At 69.9% G+C, this 26,582-nt stretch carries 23 protein-coding genes and 1 tRNA gene; 13 read left to right on the top strand and 11 right to left on the bottom strand.

The window, feature by feature from the left end; genetic code table 11:
• Nucleotides 1–7 precede the first annotated feature (7 nt).
• Genes EBE87_RS17655 through EBE87_RS17665 form a run of 3 tightly spaced genes read right to left on the bottom strand, consistent with a single transcriptional unit; the run spans nucleotide 8 to nucleotide 2,563 of the window.
• Nucleotides 8–508 (bottom strand): YaiI/YqxD family protein, encoded by a 501-nt coding sequence (locus EBE87_RS17655; RefSeq protein WP_120636956.1) that lies wholly within the window; start codon nucleotides 506–508, stop codon nucleotides 8–10.
• Entirely contained in the window at nucleotides 505–1,782 is a 1,278-nt protein-coding gene (locus tag EBE87_RS17660) for a hydantoinase/carbamoylase family amidase (RefSeq protein WP_233553071.1), read from the bottom strand. The genes EBE87_RS17655 and EBE87_RS17660 overlap by 4 nt, the downstream gene beginning before the upstream one ends.
• Complete coding sequence (locus EBE87_RS17665; RefSeq protein ID WP_120636958.1) at nucleotides 1,775–2,563, bottom strand: SDR family oxidoreductase; 789 nt, start codon at nucleotides 2,561–2,563, stop codon at nucleotides 1,775–1,777. The genes EBE87_RS17660 and EBE87_RS17665 overlap by 8 nt, the downstream gene beginning before the upstream one ends.
• 147 nt (nucleotides 2,564–2,710) lie before the next feature.
• Here EBE87_RS17665 and EBE87_RS17670 point away from each other — a divergent pair, with 147 nt between their 5' ends.
• Nucleotides 2,711–3,682, top strand: coding sequence for a 2-hydroxyacid dehydrogenase (locus EBE87_RS17670; protein WP_120636959.1), 972 nt, complete (start codon nucleotides 2,711–2,713; stop codon nucleotides 3,680–3,682).
• 205 nt (nucleotides 3,683–3,887) lie between these two features.
• On the top strand, nucleotides 3,888–4,841 hold the full coding sequence (locus tag EBE87_RS17675; protein ID WP_120636975.1) for an ABC transporter substrate-binding protein: 954 nt from the start codon (nucleotides 3,888–3,890) through the stop codon (nucleotides 4,839–4,841).
• Here EBE87_RS17675 and EBE87_RS17680 read toward each other — a convergent pair.
• Entirely contained in the window at nucleotides 4,822–5,415 is a 594-nt protein-coding gene (locus EBE87_RS17680) for a TetR/AcrR family transcriptional regulator (protein ID WP_120636960.1), read from the bottom strand. The genes EBE87_RS17675 and EBE87_RS17680 overlap by 20 nt on opposite strands.
• 73 nt (nucleotides 5,416–5,488) lie before the next feature.
• Between EBE87_RS17680 and EBE87_RS17685 the strand changes: the two genes are divergently transcribed.
• On the top strand, nucleotides 5,489–6,760 hold the full coding sequence (locus EBE87_RS17685) for an MFS transporter (protein ID WP_120636961.1): 1,272 nt from the start codon (nucleotides 5,489–5,491) through the stop codon (nucleotides 6,758–6,760).
• Between the two features lie 80 nt (nucleotides 6,761–6,840).
• On the top strand, nucleotides 6,841–7,470 hold the full coding sequence (locus EBE87_RS17690) for a flavin reductase family protein (protein WP_120636962.1): 630 nt from the start codon (nucleotides 6,841–6,843) through the stop codon (nucleotides 7,468–7,470).
• 63 nt (nucleotides 7,471–7,533) lie between these two features.
• On the opposite strand, the gene EBE87_RS17695 is transcribed toward EBE87_RS17690, so the two are convergent.
• Nucleotides 7,534–8,595, bottom strand: a complete 1,062-nt coding sequence (locus tag EBE87_RS17695) for a glycosyltransferase family 4 protein (protein ID WP_120636963.1) — start codon at nucleotides 8,593–8,595, stop codon at nucleotides 7,534–7,536.
• A 258-nt stretch (nucleotides 8,596–8,853) separates the two neighbouring features.
• Between EBE87_RS17695 and otsA the strand changes: the two genes are divergently transcribed.
• Nucleotides 8,854–10,254 (top strand): alpha,alpha-trehalose-phosphate synthase (UDP-forming), encoded by a 1,401-nt coding sequence (gene otsA, locus EBE87_RS17700; protein ID WP_120636964.1) that lies wholly within the window; start codon nucleotides 8,854–8,856, stop codon nucleotides 10,252–10,254.
• Here otsA and EBE87_RS17705 read toward each other — a convergent pair.
• From EBE87_RS17705 to EBE87_RS17720, 4 genes are all read right to left on the bottom strand, one after another.
• Entirely contained in the window at nucleotides 10,251–11,234 is a 984-nt protein-coding gene (locus tag EBE87_RS17705) for an oxygenase MpaB family protein (RefSeq protein ID WP_199707134.1), read from the bottom strand. The genes otsA and EBE87_RS17705 overlap by 4 nt on opposite strands.
• Before the next feature lie 120 nt (nucleotides 11,235–11,354).
• Nucleotides 11,355–11,609: a hypothetical protein gene (locus tag EBE87_RS17710; RefSeq protein WP_120636965.1), complete on the bottom strand. Its 255-nt coding sequence runs from the start codon at nucleotides 11,607–11,609 to the stop codon at nucleotides 11,355–11,357.
• A gap of 268 nt (nucleotides 11,610–11,877) precedes the next feature.
• A tRNA-Glu gene (locus tag EBE87_RS17715) sits at nucleotides 11,878–11,953 on the bottom strand.
• 105 nt (nucleotides 11,954–12,058) lie between these two features.
• Complete coding sequence (locus EBE87_RS17720; RefSeq protein ID WP_233553072.1) at nucleotides 12,059–12,346, bottom strand: DUF6476 family protein; 288 nt, start codon at nucleotides 12,344–12,346, stop codon at nucleotides 12,059–12,061.
• Between EBE87_RS17720 and EBE87_RS17725 the strand changes: the two genes are divergently transcribed.
• Nucleotides 12,333–13,346, top strand: a complete 1,014-nt coding sequence (locus EBE87_RS17725) for an RluA family pseudouridine synthase (RefSeq protein ID WP_456316261.1) — start codon at nucleotides 12,333–12,335, stop codon at nucleotides 13,344–13,346. The two genes, EBE87_RS17720 and EBE87_RS17725, sit on opposite strands and share 14 nt — an antisense overlap.
• Before the next feature lie 232 nt (nucleotides 13,347–13,578).
• Nucleotides 13,579–14,469, top strand: a complete 891-nt coding sequence (gene rpoH, locus EBE87_RS17730; protein ID WP_199707136.1) for an RNA polymerase sigma factor RpoH — start codon at nucleotides 13,579–13,581, stop codon at nucleotides 14,467–14,469.
• Nucleotides 14,470–14,539: 70 nt separating this feature from the next.
• On the opposite strand, the gene EBE87_RS17735 is transcribed toward rpoH, so the two are convergent.
• Nucleotides 14,540–15,829, bottom strand: a complete 1,290-nt coding sequence (locus tag EBE87_RS17735) for an adenylosuccinate synthase (protein WP_120636968.1) — start codon at nucleotides 15,827–15,829, stop codon at nucleotides 14,540–14,542.
• A 2-nt stretch (nucleotides 15,830–15,831) separates the two neighbouring features.
• Nucleotides 15,832–16,977 (bottom strand): ATP phosphoribosyltransferase regulatory subunit, encoded by a 1,146-nt coding sequence (locus EBE87_RS17740; RefSeq protein WP_122140092.1) that lies wholly within the window; start codon nucleotides 16,975–16,977, stop codon nucleotides 15,832–15,834.
• A 145-nt stretch (nucleotides 16,978–17,122) separates the two neighbouring features.
• Between EBE87_RS17740 and EBE87_RS17745 the strand changes: the two genes are divergently transcribed.
• The 6 genes from EBE87_RS17745 (at nucleotide 17,123) to EBE87_RS17770 (ending at nucleotide 26,579) form a co-directional block, all read left to right on the top strand.
• Nucleotides 17,123–17,704, top strand: a complete 582-nt coding sequence (locus tag EBE87_RS17745) for a hypothetical protein (protein ID WP_120641138.1) — start codon at nucleotides 17,123–17,125, stop codon at nucleotides 17,702–17,704.
• Nucleotides 17,705–17,796: 92 nt separating this feature from the next.
• Nucleotides 17,797–21,144: a transglutaminase family protein gene (locus tag EBE87_RS17750; protein ID WP_122140093.1), complete on the top strand. Its 3,348-nt coding sequence runs from the start codon at nucleotides 17,797–17,799 to the stop codon at nucleotides 21,142–21,144.
• Nucleotides 21,145–21,157: 13 nt separating this feature from the next.
• Nucleotides 21,158–23,632, top strand: a complete 2,475-nt coding sequence (locus EBE87_RS17755; RefSeq protein ID WP_147426133.1) for a circularly permuted type 2 ATP-grasp protein — start codon at nucleotides 21,158–21,160, stop codon at nucleotides 23,630–23,632.
• 8 nt (nucleotides 23,633–23,640) lie between these two features.
• On the top strand, nucleotides 23,641–24,495 hold the full coding sequence (locus tag EBE87_RS17760; RefSeq protein WP_120639616.1) for a transglutaminase family protein: 855 nt from the start codon (nucleotides 23,641–23,643) through the stop codon (nucleotides 24,493–24,495).
• Nucleotides 24,496–24,567: 72 nt separating this feature from the next.
• On the top strand, nucleotides 24,568–25,749 hold the full coding sequence (locus EBE87_RS17765) for an OpgC family protein (protein WP_120639617.1): 1,182 nt from the start codon (nucleotides 24,568–24,570) through the stop codon (nucleotides 25,747–25,749).
• Entirely contained in the window at nucleotides 25,749–26,579 is an 831-nt protein-coding gene (locus EBE87_RS17770) for an SGNH/GDSL hydrolase family protein (RefSeq protein WP_120639618.1), read from the top strand. The genes EBE87_RS17765 and EBE87_RS17770 overlap by 1 nt, the downstream gene beginning before the upstream one ends.
• The last annotated feature ends 3 nt before the right edge of the window (nucleotides 26,580–26,582 follow it).

A 26,582-nucleotide genomic window follows, 5' to 3' on the forward strand; every position in this document is an offset into this window, starting at 1 on the left:
GCGGCCTTCACCACTCGATCGGCCGCCACAGCGACACCGGCGGCGATTCCTTGGCGCGGATCGCCGCCTGCAATTCCGTTTCCAGCGCCGAGAGGAAACGGGACTTGTCGGAACCCTGCATCGGCGCCGGGCCGCGCGTGGTGGCGCCGGTGGAGCGCAGATGCTCCGCCACCGCCCGCCCGGCCAGGGCGCCACCGATATTGTCAGTGGTCCAGACCGTGCCGTTGTGCTTCAGCGCCCGCGCACCCTTGGCCAGGCAGCGGGAGGCAAGCGGGATGTCGGCGGTGACGCAGACATCATGCTCGGCGATATGCTCGGCGATCCAGTCATCCGCGATATCGGCGCCCTCGGACACGATGACGCGCTTCACCCAGTCCACCTCCGGCAGGCGGATGCCGCGCGCCCCGTTGCTCACCACATGCACGATGAGGCCGAGGCGCTCCGCGACGCGGAACACCTCGTCCCGCACCGGGCAGGCATCGGCGTCAATGTAGACTTCAGGCTTCAACCGGCCACATCCGCCAGCCAGCGGGTCACCACGGCGCAGGCAGCGGAGAAATCCTCCATCCGCATCGCCTCATGCGGGTTGTGGCTGCCATTCTGGTTGCGCACGAAGAGCATGCCCGCCGGAATGCCCGCCGCCGCGAAGGCCGCAGCGTCATGCCCGCCGCCCGAGGCCATCTCCATGTGCCGCACGCCGATGGCTTCCGCCGCGCGCGCCAGCCCGGCCCGCACCCCGGCATCCATGGGAGAGGCGGTGGAACCCGTCTCCGGCCCCAGGTCGAACTTCACGCCTCGCCGCGCCTCGATCTCCGGCACCAGCACGGCGAGCCGCGCGAAGATGGCATCGACGCTGGCCGGGTTCACGCTGCGCACGTCCAGCATGAAGGTGGCCTCGCCGGCGATCTTGGTGAAGCCGGCTTCCTCGGTGGTGGCCATGGTGCAGAAGGTGCAGACCAGCTTATGGCCATGCGCTTCCAGCAGCGCCCATTCCTCGTCCAGCCCCAGCGCCAGTTCCGCCAGGGCGATGGCGGCGTCACGGCGGTAGCGGCGCGGCGTGCCGCCGGAATGGTTGTACTCGCCCAGCACCCGCCCCTGCCGCAGGCGGCGGGAGCCGGGGATGCCGGTGACCACGGCCACGGGGATTTCCTCGGAATCCAGCACCGGGCCCTGCTCGATATGCACTTCGAGGAAGGCGGCGGTGTTGTCCGGCGTCACCACCTTCTCGCCACGCACGGCGAAGTCGGGGTCGAAGCCTTCTTCCCGCATGTGGTCGGCGAGGCTGCGGCCGGTGTCCTGCCGCTTCACTTCCAGCTCGGCGGCCTTCAGCATGCCCAGTGCGCCACGGCTGCCGGGATAGGATGTGGGGAACCAGGCCCCCGCTTCCTCCGCCCGCGTCGCCATGACAGTGATGTCGCGGCTGGGGCGGAAGCCGGCGCGCTTCAGCCCGGCCACGGCGGCCAGCCCGGCCAGCACGCCGGCGGCGCCGTCGAAATTGCCGCCTTCCTTCACCGAATCCAGGTGGCTGCCCAGCAGCACCTTCTTTGCCGCCCGGTCGGTGCCGGGCAGCGTCATGTAGAGGTTGCCGACCGGGTCGGCCTGCACGTCCAGCCCCAGCGCCTCGGCTTCCCGCCGCGCCAGTTCATGCGCCATCCGTTCCCCGGCGCCATAGGCGTCACGCGTGACGCCCAGGCCGTCGGTGCTGTTGGCACGCAGCTCATCGAACAACCGCGACGCCAGATCCATGTCCGGCGTCAGGTTGCTGCGGAGAGTCTCAGACACAGCCAACGACCCCGCCATCGATCAGGTGAATGCGGCCGGTCGTATAGGCGGCGCGGTCGGAAGCCAGGAAGGCGCCCATGGGGCCGAACTCGGCGGGCTCGCCATAGCGGCCGGCCGGGATGGTCTTGCTGCGGGCCTCAATGATGTCCTCGGCCGTCTTGCCGGCCTTCTGCGCCGCGCCGGCCGCCAGCTCGATGCTGCGGTTGGTGCGGATGGCGCCGGGGGCCAGGATGTTGCAGGTCACGCCCTCGCCCGCCACTTCGGCGGCAAGGGTCTTGTTCCAGCCCACGATGGCGGCGCGCAGCGTGTTGGACAGCGCCAGGTTCGGCAGCGGCTGCACCATGCCGGAGGAACCGATGGCGATGACACGGCCCCACTTCTGCGCCCGCATGGCCGGCAGCACCCGCGTCGCCACCCGGATGGGGGAGAGGACGATGCGCTGGAACCAGGTGGTCAGGTCTTCCTGCTTGATATCGGCCGCCGTGCATTGCGGCGGGCCACCATGGTTCAGCACCACGATGTCGATGCCGCCCAGCTCGGCCACGGCCTTGTCCACCAGCGCGTCCATCTGCTCGCCATAGGCGACATCGGCGGGGATGCCGACAGCCTTGGCAGCACCCAGCGCCTTCAGCTCGGCCGCGACCTTGTCCAGGCTCGCCTGCTCACGGCCCGAGACGGCAATGGCCACGCCTTCGGCGGCCAGCGCATCGGCCACCGAGCGGCCGAGGCCCTTCGAGCCACCCATCACCAGGGCGCGACGCCCCTTGAGACCCAGATCCATCTTCTCTCTCCCGCAGCACAGCCGTGCGATTCCGCGCGGACGGTGAACGCAACGCGGGGGGAAGGCAAGCCCAACCCCCTTGGCGGCGGCGGCGCCCGCCCGCAAGCTGGCCACCAAACCGCGCCATGCCAGGGAGGCCGAACACCGATGTCCAAGCCGCTGCTGCTGCTGACCCGCCACTTTCCCGAGGCGGTGGAAGCCCGCGCCGCCCGCGACTACGCGACGATTCCCAATACCGCCGACACGCGGATGACGGGGCCCGAGATCGTCGCGGCCGCCCGCAAGGCCGAGCCCGCCGGCATCCTCTGCGCCGCCGGGGATGCGCTGAATGCCGAAACCATCGCGGCCTTGCCGGAGAGCGTGCGGATCATCGCCACCTTCAGCGCCGGCACCGACCATATCGACCTCGCGGCGGCGGCGGCGCGCGGCATCCCGGTGGCCAATACGCCGGACGTGCTGAGCGTCGCCACCGCCGAGATCGCCATGCTGCTGATCCTTTCCGCCGCCCGGCGTGGCGGCGAGGCCGAGCGGATGGTGCGCGCCCGCCAGTGGACCGGCTGGGCGCCGACGCAGCTCATGGGCGTGACGCTGGAAGGCAAGGTGCTGGGCATCCTCGGCATGGGCCGCATCGGCCAGGCCCTGGCGCGCATGGCGCGCGGCTTCGGCATGGAGATCCATTACCGCAACCGCCGCCCGCTGCCGGAAGCCGAGGCGCAGGGCGCCACCTATCATGACAGCGACGAAAGCTTCCTCGGCGCCATCGACGTGCTCTCCATGCACATTCCCGGCGGCGCCGCCACGCGGCACTGGCTGGATGCACAGCGCATTGCCCTGCTGCGCCCCGGCGCCATCGTGGTGAATACCGGGCGAGGCTCCACGGTGGATGACGCGGCACTCTGCGCGGCACTGGAAAGCGGGCATCTGCGCGCCGCCGGCCTGGATGTCTTCGATGGCGAGCCACGGATCTTCGAGGGCTACTACAGCGCCCCCAATGTCATGCTGTTGCCGCATCTGGGCAGCGCCACGGTGGAGACGCGCGATGCCATGGGCTTCCGCGCCCTGGACAATGTCGACGCCGTGCTGCTGCGCGGGGAAGCGCCACCTTATCCGGTGAAGTGATAGTGAATTAAAGATTCCACGATTGTTTTCCGATTAATTATTTACCACCGGATCGGAATCGTTAATCCTGTCACCAACCCGGTGACAGGAAGCGGCCCGTGCCCCATCCGATCCGCATTTTCATCCAGCCCTGGCGACAGGGGTGCAGGCGATGTCGGCGGCATTGAGCCGCCCCCTCCTCCATCCCGCCGACAAGGGCTTTGCCATGACCGATATCGTGATCCGACGCCGCGCCGCGCTGCTGGGCGCCGCCGGACTTCTTGCTTCCCCCGCCATCCTGCGCGCGCAGCCGCTGCCCGTGCTGCGCGTGGGCAACCAAAAAGGCGGCATCCGCTCTCTGCTGGAAGCCTCCAGCCAAGCGCGCGACCTGCCTTTCCGTATCGAGTGGAGTGAATTCCCCGCCGCCGCGCCGTTGCTGGAGGCGCTGAACGCCGGCGCGCTGGATGTCGGCAGCCAGGGCGACCTCGCCTTTCTGGGCGTCTACGCCAATGGGGCGCCGATCCGCGCCGTCGGCGCCACCAGGGCCGAGGCGCGCAGCCAAGCCATCCTGGTGCGGGACGGCAGCCCGATCCGCAGCCTCGCGGATCTGCGCGGCCGCAAGGTGGCGGCCAATCGCGGCGGCTGGGGCCAGTACCTCGTGCGCGCAGCGCTGAAGGATGCCGGCATCGATCCCGGCGAGGTGACACAGGCGGCGCTGGGGCCAATGGATGCGGCGCTGGCCTTTCGCTCCGGCTCCGTGGATGCCTGGGCGATCTGGGAGCCCTATGTGGCCATCGAGGTGGAAAGCTTCGGCGCCCGCGTGCTGCGCGACGGCACAGGGCTGACGCCCACCGTCAGCCTGACCTCGGTGCATGTGGATACGCTGAAGGACAAGCGGCCCTTGCTGCAGGAATTCCTGGTGCGGCAACAGCGCGGCTGGGATTGGGCGCGGGGCAATGTCCCCGCCTTTGCCCGCAGCACCTCGGCCCTCACCCGCATTCCGGAGCCGCTGCTGCGCCGCGCCTATGAGAACCAGGCCACCAAGGCCGTCCCGGTGGATGCGGCCCTGGTGGCGGAACTTCAGCAGGCCAGCGACCAGGCCGTGCAGTTCGGGGTGCTTTCCCGCGCCATCTCGGTGGCAGAGGCCTTCGACACCAGCTTCACCCTGGCTGCCCGCTAGGCGGCATCCAGGCGTCGATCAGCTTTTCGGCATTGGCGGCGGCGGCCCCGGCCGGCCCGCCATGGCCGAACATCTGGCCGGAGACATAGACGCCCTCGATCAACAGCAGCAGCCCGTCGCCCAGCGCCGCCGGGTCGCTGGCGCCCATGTCCGCCGCCATCTCCCGCAAGGTGGCGCGGAGCTGCTGCTTATGCGCCTCGCTCACCACGCGGGCGGGGTGGCCGGGCTCCGGATATTCGATGGCGGCATTGGTCAGGCCGCAGCCACGATAGCCATCCTGCATCGCGCGCTCCCCCGCCCCGCGCAGGAAGGCGAGGATCTGGGCACGCGGATCGCCGGGATGCGCCGCCCGCGCCGCATCGAAGCGGCCCCAGAAGATGCCGCAGTAGTCCCGCAGGTAGGTTGCCGCCAGCTCGTCCTTGGAGGAAAAGGCGCGGTAGAGGCTGGGCTTGGTGACGCCGGCCCGGTTGACGATCTCGTCCACCCCCACCGCCCTGATGCCCGCCCGGTAGAACAGTTCGGCGGCGGTCTGGCGGATGCGGACGGCGGCGCTGGGCTTGGCGGTCGTGCTCATGTGTGCGGATCGGCCTTGACGATGTTACCGATCGGTACGTACTGTGCAGGAAAGCAACGTACCGGTCAGTAACATGGATATAATCCAACGCAGGCCCTTTGGCCAGAAATACGCCTTCGTGGTCGTGGGCGTGATCTTCCTGGCTCTGCTCGCGGCCGCCGGCCTGCGCGCGACGCCGGGCGTGCTGATCCTGCCGCTGGAGGAAGCCTTCGGCTGGGGCCGCGCCACCACCGCGCTCTCCGCCGGCATCGGCATCTTCCTCTATGGCATGGTGGGACCCTTCGCGGCGGCGCTGATGACCACCTTCGGGCTGCGCCGCACCATGCTCTGCGCCCTGGCGCTGATGGCGGCCTCCACCGCCGCCAGCAGCTTCATGACCCAGCCCTGGCACCTGATCCTGAGTTGGGGCGTCTTTTCCGGCATCGGCAGCGGCGCCGTGGCCATCGTGCTGGGCGCCACCATCACCAACCGCTGGTTCTCCACGCATCGCGGCCTGATCATGGGCGTGCTGACCGCCAGCACCGCCACGGGCAGCCTGATCTTCCTGCCCATCCTGGCCACCCTGGCCGAGGCGGGCGGCTGGCGCCCGGTGGTGCTCACCGTCTCGGCCGTGATCGCCGCCGTGATCCCGCTGGTCTGGTGGCTGGTGCCGGAAAAGCCGGCCTCGGTGGGGCTGGTGCCCTACGGCGCCCCCCCGGGCTTCGTGCCGCCGCCGCCGCCCACCGGGCTGCTCTCCATCACCTTCGGCAGCCTGAAGCGCGCCGCACGCACGCGTGCCTTCTGGTACCTCTTCGCCACCTTCTGGGTCTGCGGCTTCACCACCAACGGGCTGGTGGGGACGCATCTCATCGCGCTTTGCGGCGACATGGGCATCCCGGAGGTGCGGGCGGCCGGGCTGCTGGCGCTGATGGGTATCTTCGATCTCGTGGGCACCACCCTCTCCGGCTGGCTGACCGACCGCTATGACCCGCGCAAGCTGTTGTTCCTGTATTACGGGCTGCGCGGCCTGTCGCTGATCTACCTGCCTTATTCGGATTTCTCGCTCTACAGCCTCTCGATCTTCGCGGTCTTCTACGGGCTGGACTGGATCGCCACCGTGCCGCCGACGCTGCGGCTGGCCACCGATGCCTTCGGGGAGCGCGATGCCCCCATCGTCTTCGGCTGGATCGCCGCCGGCCACCAGATCGGCGCCGCCAGCGCCGCCTTCCTGGGCGGTCTGCTGCGCGACACCCAGGGCGATTACCTGACCATGTTCGTGCTGGCGGGCATGACAGGCCTGCTGGCCGCCGGCATCTCCCTGGCCATCCGGCGGGAGCCGGTGGCGGCCGTGCCGGTCAGCGCATAAGCGGGCGGGCGGTGGGCGGCTGGACAGCCCCCGCCGCCCCTGTCCACCATGCGGCCCGCTCCTGCTGGAAGACGCCCGCCATGATGTTCGACTTCGCCACTACCTCGCCCAACAACCGCTACAAGCTGCTGACGGCGACGGTGGTGCCGCGCCCCATCGCCTGGGTGGTTACCCAGGATGCGCAGGGCGGCATCAACATGGCGCCCTTCTCCTTCTTCAACGCCTTCTCCAGCAACCCGCCGGTGCTGGGCGTCTCCATCGGCGGGCCGCATACCGACAAGGACACCCTGGCCAACATCCGAGCCACCGGCCAGTTCGTGGTCTGCCTGGTGCCGGAATCGGCGGTGCATGCCATGAACATCACCGCCATCGACCTGCCGCCCGAGGTGGATGAGATGGCGGAGGCCAAGCTCACTCCGGTGCCGAGCAGCCTGGTCAAGCCGCCCCGCGTCGCCGAAAGCCCTGTGGCCTTCGAATGCCAGACGCATCAGCTGGTCCCGCTGGGCGGCAATACCCTGGTGCTGGGCACCATCCTGGCCGCGCATGTGCAGGACGATTGCGTGCTGGATGCGGCGAAATGCTACGTGGACACGCCGAAGCTGGGGCTGATCGGCCGCATGCATGGCGGCGGCGGCTATGCCCGCACCACCGATATCATCAACGTGCCGCGCATTCCGCTGGCGGATTGGCAGGCGCGCGACAAGGGCTGAAAACGCCGATGGCGGCGGGCGCTTTCCGCACCCGCCGCCATCGTTCCGTGAAAGCCTCTGGCCTCAGTTGCCGGCGACGGCCCGCAGGCGGGGCGACTTCTTGGCGTCGATCAGCTCCTGGTACAGGTCCACATAATCCTGCGCCATGCGGCGGGACGTGAAGCGCTCATCGAAACGCTGGCGCACGCGGGTGCGGTCCAACTCCGGCAGGCGCTTCAGGGCCGCCACCGCCTCTTCCTCGGTCTCGACGATGAAGCCGGTCAGGCCATCCTCCATCACCTCGGGCACCGAGCCGTGGCGGAAGGCGATGACCGGCGTGCCGCAAGCCATGCTCTCGATCATCACTAGGCCGAAGGGCTCCGGCCAGCGGATCGGGAAGAGCAGCGCATGGGCGCCGGAGAGGAATTCCGGCTTCTGGTCGTCGTTGATCTCGCCAATGAACTCGACCTCGCCGATGGAGAGCAGCGGCTTGATCTCGCTCTCGAAATAGGCCTTGTCGGCGTTATCGACCTTGGCGGCGACCTTCAGCTTCATGCCGGCGGCGGCGGCGATGCGGATGGCGCGGTCCAGCCCCTTCTCCGGCGAAACGCGGCCGAGGAAGGCTAGGTAGTCCCGCTTCACGTCCAGCGGCTTCAGGCGGTCGGCCGGCATGCCGTGCAGGATGGTGCGCGCCCAGTCGAGCTGCGGGATCGGCAGCCGCTGGTGGTCGGAGATCGAGACGAAAGGCGTATGGGCATAGGTGCCGTAGATCTCGCCGAATTCCGGCAGGTCCAGGCGGCCATGAAGCGTGGTCAGGAAGGGCGTCCCCTGGCGGTCCAGCAGGCCCAGTGGGAAGTAGTCGATATGGGAATGGATGACGTCGAACTCGCCGGCGCGGCGGCCGACGGTCTCCACCATGCGCATGTAATGCGCCACCCAGTCCTTCACCGTCGGGTCCAGGCGCAGGGCCTCCGGCCGCATCGCGGCCAGCTTCGCGCTGGTGATCGAATCGCCGCTGGCGAACAGCGTCACCTCATGGCCCATCGCGACCAGTTCCTCGGTCAGCGAATGCACCACCCGCTCGGTGCCGCCGTAGAGCTTCGGCGGAACAGCCTCGAACAGAGGAGCGATTTGCGCGATACGCATGAAACATTCCTTCCCACGGCCCGCCGAAGTCACGGGTCGCATGAACAACGACGATGCTGGAATGGACGCAGGTGGTCTGGCCTGGCCGAAGAGCTTCCGTACCCAGTGTCCATCTATAAAAATCGAATATGGCGGAATATGGGCTCGGTTCTGGCCGGGGTTTGGCGCATGCGCCTTCAAATTTGCCGCCGCGCGGCGCAATTCCGCCCAAATTGCCCCCGCCAATCCCTCCGTCATCACCTCGACAGGGCGCATCGCATGTCCCGCCTCATCGTCGTCTCCAACCGCGTCGCCCCGATCACGGAGGGCGAGCCCACCGCTGGCGGCCTCGCCGCGGGCGTCATGGATGCCTTGCGCCAGAAGGGCGGCCGCTGGTTCGGCTGGAGCGGCCAAGTCGTGCCCGACATGGTCACCCCGCCCCTGCCGGTGGTGGAGCAGCGCTCCGGCTCCATCAGCCTCTACACCACCGACCTGAACCAGCGGGACTACGACACCTACTATCGCGGCTTCGCCAATGGCACGCTGTGGCCGATCTTCCATTACCAAACGGAACTCGCCCGGTTCGACTGGGCCGATTTCGAAGGCTACCGCCGCGTCAATGGCCGCTTCGCGGAAGCCATCAGCGCCTTCATGACACCCGAGGACGTGGTCTGGGTGCATGACTACCACCTGCTCTGCCTTGCCAAGGCGCTGCGGCAGCGGGGCGCGCGCAACCGGATCGGGCTGTTCCTGCACACGCCCTTCCCGGCCCCCGCGGTCATGATGAACGTGCCCGCGCATGCCGAGCTGCTGGCGGCCATGTGCCAGTACGACCTGATCGGCTTCCAGACCGAATCGGACCGCCTTGCCTTCGCCGATTACGTTCTGCGGGAAATGGGCGGCGAGGCGCGCGCCGATGGCGTGCTGGCCGTGGGAGGCCGCGCCATCCGCACCGGCGTCTATCCCATCGGCGTGCATGTGGACATGCTGCGCGCGGAGGCCGAGGCCGCCGCCGACAGCCCGCAGATGCAGGCGCTGCGCGCTTCCCTCAATGGCCGTGCGCTGGTGATGAGCGTGGATCGGCTGGATTATTCCAAGGGCCTGCCGCAGCGCTTCGCGGCCTATGAGCGCTTCCTGGCGGAGAATGCCGGCTGGCATCGGCAGGTGGAATTCGCGCAGATCGCGGTGCCTTCCCGCTCCGACGTGCAGGCCTATCAGGAGATTCGGCGGCAGCTGGAAGGCGAGGCCGGGCGCATCAACGGCCGCTTCGCCGAGCTGGACTGGACGCCGCTGCGCTACCTCAACCGCTCCTTCGCGCGGCGGGACTTGATGCCGCTCTACGCGGCCGCCGCCGTCGGGCTGGTGACGCCGCTGCGGGATGGCATGAACCTGGTGGCCAAGGAATTCGTCGCGGCCCAGGACCCGGTGGACCCCGGCGTGCTGATCCTCTCCCGCTTCGCCGGCGCGGCGCGGGAGCTGGATGCCGCGCTGCTGGTGAACCCGCATGACGAGCAGGCCATGGCCGCTGCCCTGGCCCAGGCCCTGGCCATGCCGTTGCAGGAACGGCGGGAGCGCCACGCCGCCATGATGGCAGTGATGCGCCGCAACAGCCTGGAACGCTGGCGCGATCGCTTCGAGAACGACCTACGGACCCCGGCGGCGCTGGAAAGCGTCGCCTAGCGGAAGAGGTAGTCGGCCGGCAGGCCAAGCCGCAGGCAGGCCCGCACTGGCGCGGCGGAAGGCAGCAGCAGCCGGTCCGCCGCCGCGCAGGCGTGCCGCACCAGCGGGTATTCCCAGCGCCGCAGCCCCAGTTCCGGGCCGAGGCCGAGGCGTTCACGAACCCAGTCCGGCGTGGCCTCCACCGCGGCGCGCACCAGCAGCACCTGGAAAGGCCGCAGCGCCGCCGGCAGGGCCGGGGCATGGCGCATCAGGTCCAGGAACTCGAAGACGATGGGCGAAGGCTCCAGCCGCTCCGCCACGGCGGCGAAGAGCGCCTGCCGCTCCGCTTCCGAGCGCGGGGCGCCGGTGGCGCCGTAGAGCCGCGCGGCGGGCAGCGCCTCGGCATAGAGCCGGTCCATCTCCTCCTCCGCCAGCGGGCGGAGGTAGCGGTGATAGGCTTCCGCGAAGCCGAAGGTGGCGGTGGCCTGCACCCAGTCCAGCAGGGCCGGATCATTGGCGCGGTAGGGCTGGCCGGCGGGGGTCTGGCCGGTGACGCGGCCATGCGCCCGCACCACGCCGGCGATCATCGCCTCCGCCTGGCTACGGGCGCCATAGACCGTGACCATGGCCGCGAGGCCGGTGCGTTGCAGCCGCCGCACCGGGTCGCTGCGGAAGGAGGAATGCTCCCAGACGCCGCTACGCACGCCAGGCTCGGCCAGTTCCAGGATCACCGCCGTCACGCCGCCGATGAAGAGCGAAACCGGATTCTTGAAGACGCACCAGGACAGCGAGTCCGCCGGGATCAGCGCGGCCTCGCCGGGCGGCCGGGTGAAGTCGAAGCCGGGACCATCCGGCGGCTGCATCAGGTCACGGGCGCGGGTGTCCAGCCACCGGGTCAGCACGGCCGGCAGGCGCAGCGGGGATGACTCGCGGGGCCGCAGGCTGCTGGCGCCGGGCAGAAGGCGCGGGGCGCAGGCAGGGCGGGCGGTATCTGGCAGCATCGCGTCTCTCCTCCCCGCTGCTTCGGCACTCCCGGAACGGGTGCGCCAGGGCGGCAGTCATGCGGAGATAGGTGGGGGATGTGCCGGCACAGGCCAACCATCCCGCACCGTGGTGCGATGTCAGACTTCGGAAGCGCGGAAGTAGCGGATCAGGTCGATCTCGTCGGCCGTCGGCTTGGCTTCGGCGATGAAGGTGGAGAGCATGTCCTCCGCCAGATCCTGCAGAACGCCCAGCGGATACTTGGCGACGATGCAGGCCATCAGGCAGAGGGCCGGCATCCGGGTATCCTCGGCACCCTCATGAAGGACGCGGCTGGTGATTTCCCACGCCAGATCCAAATCCGACAGCGGCGGGGCGTATTGCAGGGCACTCATCCGGGCACCTTTCCGATCGGCCAGTTCTTAGCCGATTTCACGATCGTGTGATCGTAAGATGTCGTAAGCTTTTCCGACACATTGATCAAGCCCGATATGACCTGGTCTACAGGCCAGCCGTAAGGAACTGGACTGTCGGAAGCCCTATGGCGCGAAAGGTGCCCGCGGATAGAAGACAAGCAGGCGCAAGGCCGGGATGCAGGCCAAGCGATGTATCGAAGCATGTTCTTGAATAAAGCCGCTGTTCTCGAACCGCACTGCGGTGAGATGGCGTCCCCTAGGGGATTCGAACCCCTGTTACCGCCGTGAGAGGGCGGTGTCCTAGGCCTCTAGACGAAGGGGACTTCGTTGGGCGTGGCGGGCTTCTAACCGCGCTGTCGGCGCCGATCAAGGTGCCTTCTGCGTATCCTGGAAAGAAATTTTCATCCGCCTCACCAAACAGGGTCGGATCACTCTCCCAGCCGCACCTCGCCCGTCTGGCGGAGGCTGCGCGGGTCCAGCAACAGCACGCGGCCGCCATCGGGCCGCTCTACCCAGACGGCCAGCTGCCCTTCCAGCGTGGCGATACCGGCGATGCGGCTGCCGGCGGGCTGCCGCAGGGCCAGTTCCGTGCTAGCACCGGGCGCGACACCTTGGGCGGCTCGCCCCATGCGCTGGATCACCAGCACCACCAGCGCCACCGTGGCCACCACGATGAGCAGGCCCATGACGGACACCAGGATCTTGAGCGCGCGCACCGACACCTCCACTGAAAGCCTGACGCCAGGCGAAGCCTTCACCCTGCCGGCCGGCGCCGATGCGGCGGGCCAACGGGTGGACCGCTTCCTGGCGGCCGGGATAGGCACGCTCTCCCGCTCCCGCGTCAAGGCGCTGATCGAGGCCGGGCAGGTGCTGCGGGACGGTACCCCGGTGGCCGACCCGTCCGAGCCCGTGCGCGCCGGCGCCACCTATCGCGTCGAGGTGCCGCCCGCCGCACCGGCGAAGCCGCAGGCACAGGACATCCCGCTGACTATCCTCTTCGAGGACCGCCACCTAATCGTGCTGGACAAGCCCGCCGGGCTAGTGGTCCACCCCGCCCCCGGCAACCAGGACGGCACCCTTGTGAATGCCCTGCTGGCCCATGCCGGGGACGACCTGGCCGGCATCGGCGGCGAGAAGCGGCCGGGCATCGTGCACCGGCTGGACAAGGATACGTCCGGCGTCATGGTCGTGGCCAAGACGGAGCGCGCGCATCAGGCGCTCTCCGCCACTTTCGCGAGCCGGGAGGCGCTGGAGCGTTCCTACCTCGCCCTGGCCTGGGGCGTGCCGAGCCCGTCCAGCAGCGAGGTGGAGGCGCCGATCGGCCGTCACCCCACCGACCGCAAGCGCATGGCCGTGGTCACCCGCAATGGCAAGGACGCCCTCACCCGCTACGGCACCGAGCGAGCCTGGGGCACCGCCTGCGCCCTGCTGCGCTGCCGCCTCGCCACCGGGCGCACCCACCAGATCCGGGTGCATCTGGCGCATATCGGCCACCCGATCGTGGGCGATCCGGTCTACCTCAAGCGCGTGCCTGGCAGCGCCAAGGCGCTTCCGGCCCCTGCGCGGGACGCATTGCTGTCCTTCCCCCGGCAGGCATTGCATGCGGAGTCATTAGGCTTCCCGCACCCCGTTACCGGAGAAACCCTTCGCTTCACGGCTCCGCTGCCGCAAGATTTCAAGGACTTGCTCGCATTGCTGGATGGTGACGCCGGGTAACCCGACTATTACAGTCGGGATTTTCTTGCGCAACCCTCCGCCCCTTGATATCGTTCTCCCAGTCGCCAACGCCGGGTGCCACACCGATGGCGCGGCCGCCGGACCCGTCCCGTTGTGACTGCGGGGCAAGTGCGGTGCGTCAGGGCCCAGCGGGGTGCGACCCGGACAGATGACCTGTTCCGGGGCTCGCCGTCACAGGGGCTCCCGGCAGGTGCAGGAGGCAGATGCAACCATGGCTTCCACTACGTCTTCGATGATTCCGATCGCCCCTGAGGGCAATCTCTCCCGCTATCTGCAGGAGATCCGCAAGTTTCCCATGCTCACGCCGGAGGAGGAATTCCGGCTGGCCAAGGCGTGGAAGGAGGCCGGTGACCAGAAGGCCGCCCATCGCCTTGTCACCTCCCACCTGCGCCTCGTCGCCAAGATCGCCATGGGCTACCGCGGCTACGGCCTGCCCGTCGGCGAACTGATCAGCGAGGGCAATGTCGGCATGATGCAGGCGGTGCGCCGCTTCGATCCCGACCGCGGCTTCCGCCTGGCCACTTATGCCATGTGGTGGATCCGCGCCGCGATCCAAGAGTACATCCTGCATTCCTGGTCGCTCGTGAAGATGGGCACCACCGCCGCGCAGAAGAAGCTGTTCTTCAATCTGCGCCGGCTGAAGGGCCAGATGGCTGCCCTGGAAGAGGGCGACCTGAAGCCTGAGCAGGTGGAAAAGATCGCCCATGTGCTGCAGGTGCCGGAACAGGACGTGGTGTCCATGAACCGTCGCCTGGCCTCGCCCGACAACTCGCTGAACGCGCCGGTGCGCGCCGACAGCGAGGGTGAGTGGCAGGACTGGCTGGTGGACGAGAGTGAGAGCCAGGAAACCGAGATCGCCGAGCGGCAGGACATGTCCAACCGCCGCGAGTTGCTCGGTGAGGCGCTGAAGACGCTCAATGAGCGTGAGCGCCACATCCTGATCGAGCGCCGCCTGAAGGACGAGCCCACCACGCTGGAGGAGCTGTCCCAGCAGTACAACATCAGCCGCGAGCGCGTGCGGCAGATCGAGGTCCGTGCCTTCGAGAAGCTCCAGAAGAGCATGAAGACCCAGATCGCCGAGCGCCGCCTGACGGTGGACTGATCCACCGGAACGGTGGACACAAAAAAAGGGGCGCGGCCTGCGAAGGCCGCGCCCCTTCTCTTTTGGCGCCTCAGTCCGCGAAGGGGTCGCTGACCAGGATGGTGTCGTCACGCTCCGGGCTGGTGGAGAGCAGCGTCACCGGCGCTTCCACCAGTTCCTCGATCCGCTTCACATACTTGATGGCATTGGCCGGCAGCTCGGCCCAGGAGCGCGCGCCCTGGGTGGACTGGGACCAGCCTTCCAGCACCTCGTAGATCGGCTCGGCCTTGGCCTGGGCGCCGGCGGCGGCCGGCAGGCGCTTCACCACTTCGCCGTCGATGCGGTAGCGGGTGCAGATCTTCAGCTCGGTCAACCCATCCAGCACGTCCAGCTTGGTCAGGGCCAGGCCCTGCACGCCGCCGACCTTCACCGCCTGGCGCACCAGGCAGGCATCGAACCAGCCGCAGCGGCGCGGGCGGCCGGTGACGGTGCCGAACTCGCGGCCACGCTCGCCCAGGCGCTTGCCCACGTCGTCAAACAGCTCGGTCGGGAAAGGGCCGGAGCCGACGCGGGTCGTATAAGCCTTGGCGATGCCCAGCACGGTGCCGATCTGGTGCGGGCCGATACCGGCGCCGGCGGCGGCATTGCCGGCCACGGTGTTGGAGGAGGTCACGAAAGGATAGGTGCCGTGGTCCACGTCCAGCATCACGGCCTGCGCGCCCTCGAACATCACGCGCTTGTTGCTGTGGCGGGCCTCGTCCAGCCGCTCCCACACCGCTTCCGAGAAGGGCAGCAGCTTGGGGGCCAGGGCCAGCAGGCGGTCCAGCAGGTCCTGCTTCTCGAAGGTCTCGGCGCCGAGGCCCTTCAGCAGCGTGTTGTGGTGCAGCAGCAGCTCGTCGAGCTTGGCGGAAAGCGTCTCGGGCTCCGCCAGGTCGCAGAGGCGGATGGCGCGGCGCGCCACCTTGTCCTCATAGGCCGGGCCGATGCCACGGCCGGTGGTGCCGATCTTGCTCTCGCCACGGGCGGCCTCGCGCGCCTTGTCGATGGCGGGGTGCAGCGGCAGGATCAGCGGCGTGTTCTCGGCGATCCGCAGGTTGTGCGGGCCGACATCCAGGCCCTGCGCCCGCACCTTCTCGATCTCGGAGAGCAGCGCGTCCGGGTCCAGCACCACGCCATTGCCGATGATGCCCAGCTTGCCGCGCACGATGCCGGAGGGCAGCAGGCTCAGCTTGTAGGTCTGGTTGCCCACCACCAGCGTGTGGCCGGCATTGTGACCGCCCTGGAAGCGCACGACGATATCGGCCCGGCTGGCCAGCCAGTCGACGACCTTGCCCTTGCCCTCGTCGCCCCACTGGGCGCCGATGATGGCGACATTGGCCATGGCTATGCGTTCTCCTCGATCGGCGCGGCAACGGTGCCGCGCAGGATGTGGCTGCACCGCAGGCTCTGCGGTGTGTCGCTGTCAGACAGGGCAGCCAGGGTGATGAAACCTTGCGCGCGCAGGGCGGCGGCCGCGGCGGCATCGGCGCCGCGCGGGATGAAGACACGGGGCGGCTGCGGCGGCGCGGCCACGGCGCGGCCCACGACATCGGGGTAGAGCGTCATGCCGGTGGCAGGCTCCTCCCCGCTCATGTAGCGGCCGCCGCGCGCCAGTTCCCCGGTATTGCCGGGGCCATAGAGCGTGAAGGCGACGCCCACGTGATAGTGCAGGCCACGGAATTCCACCGGGTCCAGCGTGATGCGCAGCCCCGGCGCGCGGGCGCGGATGGCGGCCACGATGGCGGCGGCATTGTCGGCGATGGCGCGGGCGGCGGGCGGCAGGTCAGCGGCGGTCAGCGCGGCCAGCGCGCCATCGGCCGGGCCGGCGGCGGTCAGCAGCCCGGTCAGCCCCACGGCGGGCGGGCCGGCGATGGCGGCCAGTTCCGTCACAGCGGCGGCGTCCTTGCGGTCCAGCGCCCGGGCCAGCTTGCGGCGCAGGTCGCCTTCCACCCCGGCGGCATCCAGCAGGGCCGGCGCCATGGTCGGCAGGGTGATGTCGAGGCTGGGCGCGGCGATGCCGGCGGCCGCGAGCGCTTCCACGCCCAGCAGCGCCACTTCCGCATCGGCCTCGGCGCTGTCGGCGCCGATCAGCTCGATGCCCACCTGCGGGATCTGCCGCTGCGGCGCCAGTTGCGTGCCGCGCACCCGCAGCACCTGCCCGGAATAAGAGAGCCGCAGCGGGCGCGGCACGGCGCCCAGCCGCGTGGCGGCGATGCGCGCCACCTGCGGCGTGGTATCGGCGCGCAGGCCCAGCATGCGGTGGCTGTCCGGGTCCATCAGCCGGAAGGTCTGGTCCGCCACGGCGGCGCCGGAGCCGGCCAGCAGGGAATCCTCGAATTCCAGCAGCGGCGGCTTCACCCGCTCATAGCCATGCGCCGCGAAGACGGCATGCATCGCCTCCACCAGCGCCGCTTCCCGCGCCGCTTCGGGCGGCAGCAGGTCGGTCAGGCCGGAAGGCAGCAGGGCTGGGCTGGGCAGGTCTTCGGTCATTGGTCCCGGAGTCAAGACAAACGGCGGCTGTGTGGCAGCGCCGGGCGGCTGGGGCAAGGGCGGATCGGCGCATGAGAGCCCGGATGCCGCTTGCATGGCCCTGGGATGCGCCAGATGCTGCGGAACAGCAACCCGGTATCCGGCCATGTTCAAGCGCCTGCCCTTCCTGCCTGCCCTTGTCGTCCTGCCGCTGCTCGCCGCCTGCGCCGGGACTTCCGACCCGGCGGATCTCTATCTTGGCGGTGCCGGGGACCCGATCCGGGGGGCGGCGCTGAACGCGCCCTTCCAGTTCGGCGACCTGCCGTCGCAGCGCGGGCAGCCCGCGCGGGTGGCGCGCTCCGTCGCGCAGCTGGAATACCTGACCCGCCGGCTCAGCGAGGACCTGGCGCGTCAGAGCGATTTCAACGGCACCACGCTGCTGCAACTGCAACTGGGACAGGCGGAGGCCCGCCGCGCCTTCGGCATCGCCCCCAGGGCGCCGTCGCGGGAGGTGGAAGGCGCCCTGCGCCGTGCCGCGCGTGCCCTGGAAGGGCTGAACCCCGATGGCGCCCGCGCCGCCCTTTCCGGCCCCAATTTCCCGGAGGGCGGGGCGGTGGTGCTGCAACGGTTGGCCGAGCCCCCGGCCCTGCCGCAGGCAGCGGCCGCGGCGGCGGCCGTGAACAACGACATCATGAACAGGCGTTTCGACCGCAGCAGCCGCCGCCACCGCCGCGCGCCCATCGTATGAGATGATGCGGCGGCCTTTGCCGGCCCTGGGACGTTTCGCAGCGCAACAGCCGCAGTCTATGCTGGAACGCGAACGATTCCCCGGGAGCCTGCATGTCGATCAACGTCGCGCTGACGCACCGCACCAGCTACCGCTATGACCGCCCGGTTTCGCTGGGGCCGCAGACCATCCGGCTGCGGCCGGCGCCGCATGCGCGCACGCCGATCCTCTCCTATTCCCTCACCATCGCGCCCAGGCCGCATTTCCTGAACTGGCAGCAGGACCCGCAGGGCAATTTCCTGGCCCGCGTGGTGTTTCCGGAGCGCGTGACGCAGTTCGACGTCACGGTGGACCTCGTGGCCGACATGGCCACGGTCAATCCCTTCGACTTCTTCCTGGAGCCCGAGGCCGAGACCTGGCCCTTCAGCTACGACCCCGTGCTGGAGCATGAGCTGGCGCCCTTCCGCCGCGCCGATACGCCCGGCCCGCGGCTTGCCGCGCTGCTGGCGCAGATCAGCCGGGAGAAGCAGGGCACGGTGTCCATGCTGATGGACATCAATGCGCTGGTGAACCGCAGCGTCGCCTATGTGGTGCGGCTGGAGCCCGGCGTCTGGTCGCCGGAGGAAACGCTGGAAAAGGGCAAGGGCTCCTGCCGCGACAGCGCCTGGCTGCTGGTGCAGATGCTGCGCCACCTGGGCTATGCCGCGCGCTTCGTCTCCGGCTACCTGATCCAGCTGGTGGCGGATGAGAAGCCGCTGGAAGGCCCGGAAGGTCCCACCACCGATTTCACCGACCTGCATGCCTGGGCCGAGGTCTATCTGCCCGGCGCCGGCTGGGTGGGGCTGGACGCGACCTCCGGCCTGCTGGCGGGTGAAGGCCATATCCCGCTGGCCGCGACGCCGGAACCGCAATCCGCCGCGCCGATCAGCGGGCTGATGAGCAAGGCGGAAGTGAGCTTCGACTTCGGCATGTCCGTCCGCCGCGTGCGGGAAACGCCTCGTGTCACCAAGCCTTATGCCGAGGCGGAGTGGGAAGCGATCAAGGCCGCCGGCCGGCAGGTGGACGCGCAGCTTGAAGCCGGCGCGGTGCGGCTGACCATGGGCGGCGAGCCCACCTTCGTGTCCGCCACCGACCAGGAAGCGGCGGAATGGAACACCGACGCACTGGGCCCCACCAAGCGGAAGCTGGCCGGGCGGCTGCTGAAGCGGCTGATGCCGATCTGGTCCCAGGGCGGCGTGGTGCAATACGCCCTGGGCAAGCACTACCCTGGCGAGCAACTGCCCCGTTGGGCGCTGAACGCCTTCTGGCGCGCGGACGGCCAGCCGGTGTGGCGCGACGCTGGCCTGCTCTCGGACGACGACCACCAGGACAGTGCCACGGCGCAGGATGCCGCCGCCTTCGCCGCGGCCCTGGCGCAACGGCTGGGCCTGGACCCCGCGCTGGTGAACCCGGCGCATGAGGACATCCACTACTATCTCTGGAAGGAAAAGCGCCTGCCGGCCAATGTGGTGGCCGAGGACTCCAAGCTGCGCGACCCGTTGGAGCGCGCGCGGCTGGCGAAGGTCTTCAGCCAGGGGCTTACAGCCAGCGTCGGCTCGGTGCTGCCGCTGCGGCATGGCGCGGCGGGCTGGGAATCCGGCAAGTGGTTCTTCCGGGACGGCGTGCTCTTCCTGCTGCCCGGCGATTCACCCATCGGCTTCCGTCTGCCGCTGGAAAGCCTGCCCTGGGCCGACCCCAGGAGCATCCCCACGGAATTCGAGACCGATCCCTTCGCCCCGCGTGGCCCCCTGCCCGCCGCCGGCAGCTTCCACCGCGCCGGGACCGCCGCCGCGCCGCAGGCCGCGGGCCACGCCCGGCAGTTCTCCCGCCCCGGCGTGCCGCCGGCGACGGAGGGCAGCGCGTTCTTCCCCGTGCTGCACCAGCCGGTACCGGAGGTGGAAGCCGGAGCATCGGCCCTGGTCCGCACCGCCCTGACGGTGGAGGCGCGGGACGGCAGGCTGCATGTCTTCTTCCCGCCCCTGACGAAGATCGAGCACTGGCTGGACCTCGTCGCCGCCGTCGAGGACACGGCGGCGCGGGCCGGCCGCCGCGTGGTGCTGGAAGGCTATGCACCGCCGCGCGACCCGCGCGTGCTGAGCTTCTCCGTCACGCCCGACCCCGGCGTCATCGAGGTGAATGTCCACCCCGCGCTGAACTGGGACCAGCAGGTGGAGCGGACGGAACAGCTTTACGAAGCCGCGCGCCAGGAAGGTCTGGCGGCGCAGAAGTTCATGCTGGATGGCCGCCACACCGGCACCGGCGGCGGCAACCATGTGGTGATGGGCGCGGCCACCCCGGCTGACAGCCCCTTCCTGCGCCGCCCCGATCTGCTGAAGTCGCTGCTGGGCTTCTGGCACAACCATCCCAGCCTCAGCTTCCTTTTCGCCGGGCTGTTCATCGGCCCGACCAGCCAGCACCCGCGCATCGACGAAGCGCGGCAGGACGTGCTGAACGACCTGGAGATCGCCTTCCAGCAGGTTCGGCCCTTTGAGGAGAAGGCGCCCTGGGTCACCGACCGGCTGTTCCGCAACATCCTGGCGGACATGACCGGCAATACCCACCGCACCGAATTCTGCATCGACAAGATGTATTCGCCGGACAGCAGCACCGGCCGGCTGGGACTGGTGGAATACCGCGCCTTCGAGATGCCGCCGCATCCGCGCATGGCCGCCGCGCAGATGCTGCTGATGCGCGCCGCCGTCGCTGCCTTCTGGAACCAGCCTTATGAACGGCGCCTGGTGCGCTGGGGCACACGGCTGCACGACGACTTCATGCTGCCGCATTACGCCGTGCAGGACCTGCGGGATGCCATTGCGGAGCTGCGCTCCCTCGGCGCGCCATTGCAGCCGGAATGGTTCACGCCCCATGCCGAGTTCCGCTTCCCGCAGGTGGGCGAGGTCACGCTGGCCGGCGTGGGCCTGGAGCTGCGCCACGCGCTGGAACCCTGGCATGTGCTGGGCGAGGAAAGCACCGGCACCGGCACCGCCCGCTATGTCGACAGCTCCACCGAGCGTTTGCAGGTGAAGGCCACCGGCTTCGCGCCGGAACGCTACACCGTCGCCGTCAACGGCCGCGCCCTGCCGATGCAGGCCACCGGGCAGGCCGGGGAATTCGTGGCGGGGGTGCGCTTCAAGGCCTGGGCGCCGCCTTCCGCCCTGCACCCGATGATCGGCGCGCAGGTGCCGCTGGTCTTTGACCTTTGGGATAGCTGGACCGGCCGCAGCCTGGGCGGCTTCAGCCACCATGTCGCGCATCCCGGCGGCCGCAACTACGAGACCTTCCCGGTCAATGCCAATGAGGCCGAGGCCCGGCGCCGCGCCCGCTTCTTCCCCTTCGGCCACACGCCCGGCGCGATGCCGGAGCCGCTGCGGGTGGTCAGCGCGGAGCTGAGCCGAACCCTCGACCTGCGCCGTTTCGCGTGATAGCGGCCGCGGGGTGAGTAAGCTTCCCCCGCGCGATGAGATGGTCGATGGCCAGGGCAACCTGCGCCCGCATTGGCGCGGCATCCTGGCCGGGCTGGCCGATGGCGCCGCCGGCAGCTTCGGGGAAGCGGCGCGCCGGATGGAACGTGTCTTCGCCGAGGGCGTGACCTCCCTGCTGCCGGGCGAGGTGCCGGGGGTGGGCCAGGCTTCCTGGCGCTGCGACCCGGTGCCGCTGGTGCTGCCGGCGGAGGAATTCGACCACCTCGCCGCCGGGCTGACGCAACGGGCGCGGCTGATGGAGGCGCTGCTGGCGGACCTCTACGGCCCGCAGCATCTGGTGGCGGAAGGGCTGGTGCCGCCAGCGCTGGTTTACGCCAATCCCGCCTTCCTGCGCCCCTGCCGCAAGGCGGATGGCACCGCCAGCCACCCCTTCCTGCATTGCTATGCCGCCGACCTGCTGCGCGCGCCGGACGGGCGCTGGCATGTGGTGGCGGACCTCACCAGCCGCGCCGGCGGCATCGGCCATGCGCTGGAAAACCGCCGCATGCTCTCGCGCGCCCTGCCCGGCCTGTTCCGTGGCCATCAGCTGCGGCCGCTGCGCCCCTTCTTCGAGCTGTGGCAGGACGCGCTGCAACACCTGGCCCCGCAGCAGCGGGCGCCGGGCAGCGACGGCCCCGCCGTGGCGCTGCTGACGCCCGGCGTGCATCACCGCCTGTGGTTCGAGCATGTGCTGCTGGCGCGCGAACTCTCCTGCGCGCTGGTGGAGCCGGGCGACCTTTCCGTGCGCAATGGAGGCGTCTTCCTGAAGACATTGAAGGGCTTGCAGCCGGTGCACGTGCTGCTGCGCCGCGTGCCCGGCCGGGGCCTGGACCCGCTGGAGCTGGATGGCGGCGGCATGGGCGTGCCCGGCCTGCTGGACGCCGCCCGCCATGGCACCGTGAAAATCGTCAACGAGCCCGGCTCCGGCCTGGCCGAGGCACCGGGCCTGGCCGCCGTCCTGCCAGCGCTGGCCCGCCGCCTGCTGGGCGAGGACCTGCTGCTGCCGCAGCCGGAAACGCGCTGGCCGGTGGACCCGGGGGTACTGGAGAACCTCTCCGGCTGGACCCTCCACCCCGCCACCGGCGCCCATGGCCAGGGCGTGGTGCCGGATGCGCTGGATCTGGCGGCGCGGGCGGAACTGGTCTCCCGCATCGCCGCCCGGCCGGCGGATTACGTGGCGCAGCAGGCGCTGCCGGCCTCGGTGGCGCCCTGCGTGCAGGGGGATGCGCTGATGCCGCACCCGCTGCGGCTGCGACTGTTCCTGATGCAGGATGGCAGCCAGTGGCACATCCTGCCTGGCGGCCTGGCGCGGGTGGAGGCCGAGGATGGCAGCACCCTGGCCAAGGATGTCTGGGTGCTGCACCAGGACAATGCCCGCATCGCCGGCCCGGCCGCGCAGCGCCAGCCGCCGCTGGCTATCCGCCGCGCGGCGGGCGACCTGCCCTCCCGCGTGGCCGACAACCTCTTCTGGCTTGGCCGCCATGCCGAACGGCTGGAAGGCGCGGCGCGGCTGATGCGCGCCACCCTCTGCCGCCTGGACCGGGGCCCGCTGCTGCCGCACGAGGTGGCGGAACTGGCCACCCTGTCCCGGTGCCTGCACCATGCCGGGCTGATCGCGGCCGAGGAACAGCCCAGCGGCGCCGGTACCGGCCCGCTGCGGGAGGCGCTGCTGCGCAGCGTGCAGCCCAGTGGCGCGGTGGTGGAGCAACTGGGGCAGGTCGGGCGGCTGGTGGAGGCGGTGCGGGACCGCCTGACCGCCGATATCTACGCCACCTTCACCCAGCCCCTGCGCAGCCTGCTGGCCCAGGCCGCCACGGTGCGCGGGCTGGATGCGCTGGAAGCCCTGCTGGCCGAGGTGCTGCGCTATACCGCCAGCCTGGCCGGCGTGGCGGCGGAGAACATGGTGCGGGCCGGCGGCTATACCTTCCTGGACCTTGGCCGGCGGATGGAGCGGGCGCAGAGCGTCGCCTCCCAGCTGCATTTCGCCCTGGCCCAGGCCCCGGCGCGGGTGGAAGCGGGGCTGCGGCTGGCGCTGGAACTCTGCGATTCCGTGATCACCTACCGCAACCGCTACCTGGGCATCCTGCAGCCGGCCCCGGCGCTGGACCTGGTGCTGGCGGACCCGGGCAACCCGCGCGGCCTGGGTTTCCAGCTGCGCGCCATCCAGACCCTGCTGGCCGATCTGGGCGACGCCCCCCTGGCCGCCGCCGCCGCCGCGCTGCTGGCGGAGGTGGAGGCCATGCCCCCCGCCATCCTGGCCAGCCCGGAGCAGGCCGCCGCCACCACCACCCTGGCACCCGCCATCGGCCGGGTGGAGGCGGAGGTGGCCAACCTTTCCGATGCCGTCACCCGCCGCTACTTCGCGCTGCTGCCGGCGGCCCAGGCGCTGGGCGGGCAGATGGAAGCCGCCCCACCCGCCACCGCCCCGGCCTTGACCGACATTTACTGAGGGCCGCGATGAACTGGCGCGTCCGCCACGTCACCACCTACCGCTATGCCGAGACGGTGGATATGGCGACCCATATGCTCCACCTATCGCCGCGCGCCGTGCCCGGCCAGCGGGTGCTGGCGGAGGAGATCCGCTGCACCCCTACGCCATCCCGGCTGACGCAGGGCACAGATCATTTCGGCAACCGTGTCACCTGGCTGTCCATCGACCAGCCGCATGACCGCTTCGAGGTGGTGGCCGAGGCACAGGTAGAAACCGCCTTCCCGCTGCCACCGCCCGCCGAAGCGACCCCGCCTTGGGAAGAACTGGCTGCCCGGCCAGGGCCGGAGGCGGTGGAATTCACCTTCCCCTCGCCCATGCTGCCGGAGAATGCGGCGGCACGGGACTATGCCGCATCCTCCTTCCCACCAGGGCGCCCGGTGCTGGCGGGGCTGCTGGACCTGAATGCGCGCATCCGGCGCGACTTTACCTTCCGCGCCGGCGTCACCGGCATCGCCACGCCGGTATCCCAGGTGCTGGCGCAGCGGGCGGGCGTTTGCCAGGACTTCACCCACCTGATGCTGAACGGGCTGCGTGGGCTTGGCCTTCCGGCCCGCTACGTATCCGGGTATATCCGCACCCGGCCACCACCGGGAGCTGTGGCGCGGCAGGGCGCCGACCAGTCGCATGCCTGGGTCGGGGCTTGGCTTGGGCCGGCCCATGGCTGGGTGGGGCTGGACCCCACCAACAACCTGGTGGTGGCGGAAGAGCATGTGGTGCTGGGCTGGGGTCGCGACTTCAGCGATGTCTCGCCGCTCCGGGGCATCATCCTAGGCGGCGGGCGGCACTGGCTGGACGTGGCTGTGGACCTCGCGCCCGGCTGAGCCAAGGCAACCACAACTTCCCCTTGCCGTTCTGATCTGTCGTGCCCCGGCGCGGCTCAAGGAGGATTCGCCATGTCATCCACAGCAGCGCCAACCGCCGCAGGCGGCACGGCCCGCCTGGCTCCGCCTGGGCGGGACACGGCGCTGGATGTCTGGCGTGGCTTCGCGCTGGCCTCGATCTTCATCAACCATGTCTCCGGCAATGTGCTGGAGGGGTGGACGCACAAGAACTTCGGCTTCTCCGACGCGGCGGAACTTTTCGTTCTCTTCGCCGGCTATGCCGCCGCCTGCGCCTATTCCGGCCGCTACAAGAGCCATTCGGCAGAGCGCTTCAATGTCTCCCTGCGCGTGATGAGCCGTGCCGCCGGCCTTTACACCACCCATCTCGCCATGCTGGTGCTGGGAAGCGCGGTCTTTGCCTGGGCTGTGCTGCGCACCGGGGATGCGGAACTCTTCAACGTGGTGGCGCTGGACCCCTTGATCGCCGACCCGATCCAGTCGCTGGTCTCGGCCGTCACCCTCAGCTACCAGCCGGGATACCTGAATATCCTGCCGCTGTATTTCGTGCTGATCGCCATCCTGCCGCTGCTGTTGTGGCTGGGCACGCGCAGCCTTTCGCTGACCCTGGTGCTCTCCGCGGCGCTCTACACCGCCGCCGGGCTGACGCGCACCAACCTGCCCTCCTATCCCATGGAAGGCGGCTGGTTCTTCAATCCGCTGAGCTGGCAGTTCCTCTTCACTATCGGCTTCGCGCTGGGCTGCAAGCGGGAGCGCACGGGCTTCACCATCCCCTATCACCGCCCGGCCTGGCTGCTGGCGCTGGGCTTCCTGATCGTCTCGATGGTGGTGACGGTCTTCCACCTCGCGCCTGTGGCGGAGGATGTGGTGCTGCGCGACTTCTTGCTGGTGCCGGAGAAGCAGTATCTCTCCGTGCCGCGCCTGCTGCACGTGCTGGCGCTGGCCTATGTGGTGGTGCACTCCCCCTTGCAGGCCTGGGCGGAGGCACGGCCCGCGAACAGCCCGCTGGCGATGATGGGCCGTCATTCCCTGCCGGTCTTCTGCACCGGGCTGGTGCTCAGCATGACTGGCGTGACCCTGCGCCAGACGGGCCATGACGGCGTGGGCTTCGATATCCTCTATGTCGCCCTGGGCATTGGGGCGCAGCTCCTGGCGGCCTGGCTGCTGACCCTGGCGGAGAAGCGCCGCGGCAGGGCCGCCGCCGTCGCGCCCGGCCCGGCGGTTCTGCCCTTCTGATGCGGCGGGCGCTGCTGCTCTCCGGTGTCGCGGCCCTCGGGCTGGCGAAGCTGGGCCGGGCGCAGACCGCCATCCCCGCCCCGCCCCCCGCCGCCGCGCCGCTGTTGCCAGCGGCGCCCGGCAGCACCAGTCCGCCCGTGGGCAATGTGCCTGACACCTGCGCCGTGCCGGGGGAGCTGCAAAGGCTGCAATTCGCGCTGCCCCGCATGGCGGCGCTGCTGCAGGACAAGGAGCCGGTGCGCATCCTGGCCATCGGCTCCTCCTCCACCGCGGGGGTTGGCGCCTCGGCGTCCGCGCATGCCTATCCGCCCCGGTTGCGGGATGCGCTGGTGCGGCTGTTGCCGGGAGCCGACATCACCGTGCGCAACGACGGCATCGGCGGCGAAGTCGCTTCCACCACCCTGGTGCGGATGCGCAAGTCGGTGGAGGAGTGGAAGCCCGACGTGGTGCTCTGGCAGCTCGGCACCAACGACGCCATGCGCCACATCTCGGTCGAAGCCTTTGCCGAAACGCTGCGGGAGGGCGTGGATTTCGTGCTGGGCCGCGGGCTCGACCTGCTGCTGATCGACCCGCAGTTCTTTCCCGGCGTGTCCAGCGAGGATCTGTACCGCGACTTCGTGCAGAGCATCGAGCGTGTGGCGGCGGAGAAGCGGGTGCCGCTGATGCGCCGCTACGCCATCATGCGCTACTGGGATGCCCTGCCGCGCAAGGTGCTCATGCTCTCGCCCGACGGCTTCCACATGAACGACCTTGGCTATCTCTGCATGGCGGAGACACTGGCCGGCGGCATGGCACAACGCCTCGCGCGCAGCGCAGCCGCCGGGCCATGAGCC

The organism is Teichococcus wenyumeiae (assembly GCF_003696345.1).
Taxonomy (GTDB): domain Bacteria; phylum Pseudomonadota; class Alphaproteobacteria; order Acetobacterales; family Acetobacteraceae; genus Pseudoroseomonas; species Pseudoroseomonas wenyumeiae.

What these genes read in the sequence shown, in the direction of transcription:
- EBE87_RS17665 (WP_120636958.1), bottom strand. Translation starts at nt 2,563, where the DNA reads ATGGATCTGGGTCTCAAGGGGCGTCGCGCCCTGGTGATGGGTGGCTCG.
- EBE87_RS17670 (WP_120636959.1), top strand. Translation starts at nt 2,711, where the DNA reads ATGTCCAAGCCGCTGCTGCTGCTGACCCGCCACTTTCCCGAGGCGGTG.
- EBE87_RS17675 (WP_120636975.1), top strand. Translation starts at nt 3,888, where the DNA reads ATGACCGATATCGTGATCCGACGCCGCGCCGCGCTGCTGGGCGCCGCC.
- EBE87_RS17680 (WP_120636960.1), bottom strand. Translation starts at nt 5,415, where the DNA reads ATGAGCACGACCGCCAAGCCCAGCGCCGCCGTCCGCATCCGCCAGACC.
- EBE87_RS17685 (WP_120636961.1), top strand. Translation starts at nt 5,489, where the DNA reads ATGGATATAATCCAACGCAGGCCCTTTGGCCAGAAATACGCCTTCGTG.
- EBE87_RS17690 (WP_120636962.1), top strand. Translation starts at nt 6,841, where the DNA reads ATGATGTTCGACTTCGCCACTACCTCGCCCAACAACCGCTACAAGCTG.
- EBE87_RS17695 (WP_120636963.1), bottom strand. Translation starts at nt 8,595, where the DNA reads ATGCGTATCGCGCAAATCGCTCCTCTGTTCGAGGCTGTTCCGCCGAAG.
- otsA (WP_120636964.1), top strand. Translation starts at nt 8,854, where the DNA reads ATGTCCCGCCTCATCGTCGTCTCCAACCGCGTCGCCCCGATCACGGAG.
- EBE87_RS17705 (WP_199707134.1), bottom strand. Translation starts at nt 11,234, where the DNA reads ATGCTGCCAGATACCGCCCGCCCTGCCTGCGCCCCGCGCCTTCTGCCC.
- EBE87_RS17710 (WP_120636965.1), bottom strand. Translation starts at nt 11,609, where the DNA reads ATGAGTGCCCTGCAATACGCCCCGCCGCTGTCGGATTTGGATCTGGCG.
- rpoH (WP_199707136.1), top strand. Translation starts at nt 13,579, where the DNA reads ATGGCTTCCACTACGTCTTCGATGATTCCGATCGCCCCTGAGGGCAAT.
- EBE87_RS17735 (WP_120636968.1), bottom strand. Translation starts at nt 15,829, where the DNA reads ATGGCCAATGTCGCCATCATCGGCGCCCAGTGGGGCGACGAGGGCAAG.
- EBE87_RS17740 (WP_122140092.1), bottom strand. Translation starts at nt 16,977, where the DNA reads ATGACCGAAGACCTGCCCAGCCCAGCCCTGCTGCCTTCCGGCCTGACC.
- EBE87_RS17745 (WP_120641138.1), top strand. Translation starts at nt 17,123, where the DNA reads ATGTTCAAGCGCCTGCCCTTCCTGCCTGCCCTTGTCGTCCTGCCGCTG.
- EBE87_RS17750 (WP_122140093.1), top strand. Translation starts at nt 17,797, where the DNA reads ATGTCGATCAACGTCGCGCTGACGCACCGCACCAGCTACCGCTATGAC.
- EBE87_RS17760 (WP_120639616.1), top strand. Translation starts at nt 23,641, where the DNA reads ATGAACTGGCGCGTCCGCCACGTCACCACCTACCGCTATGCCGAGACG.
- EBE87_RS17765 (WP_120639617.1), top strand. Translation starts at nt 24,568, where the DNA reads ATGTCATCCACAGCAGCGCCAACCGCCGCAGGCGGCACGGCCCGCCTG.
- EBE87_RS17770 (WP_120639618.1), top strand. Translation starts at nt 25,749, where the DNA reads ATGCGGCGGGCGCTGCTGCTCTCCGGTGTCGCGGCCCTCGGGCTGGCG.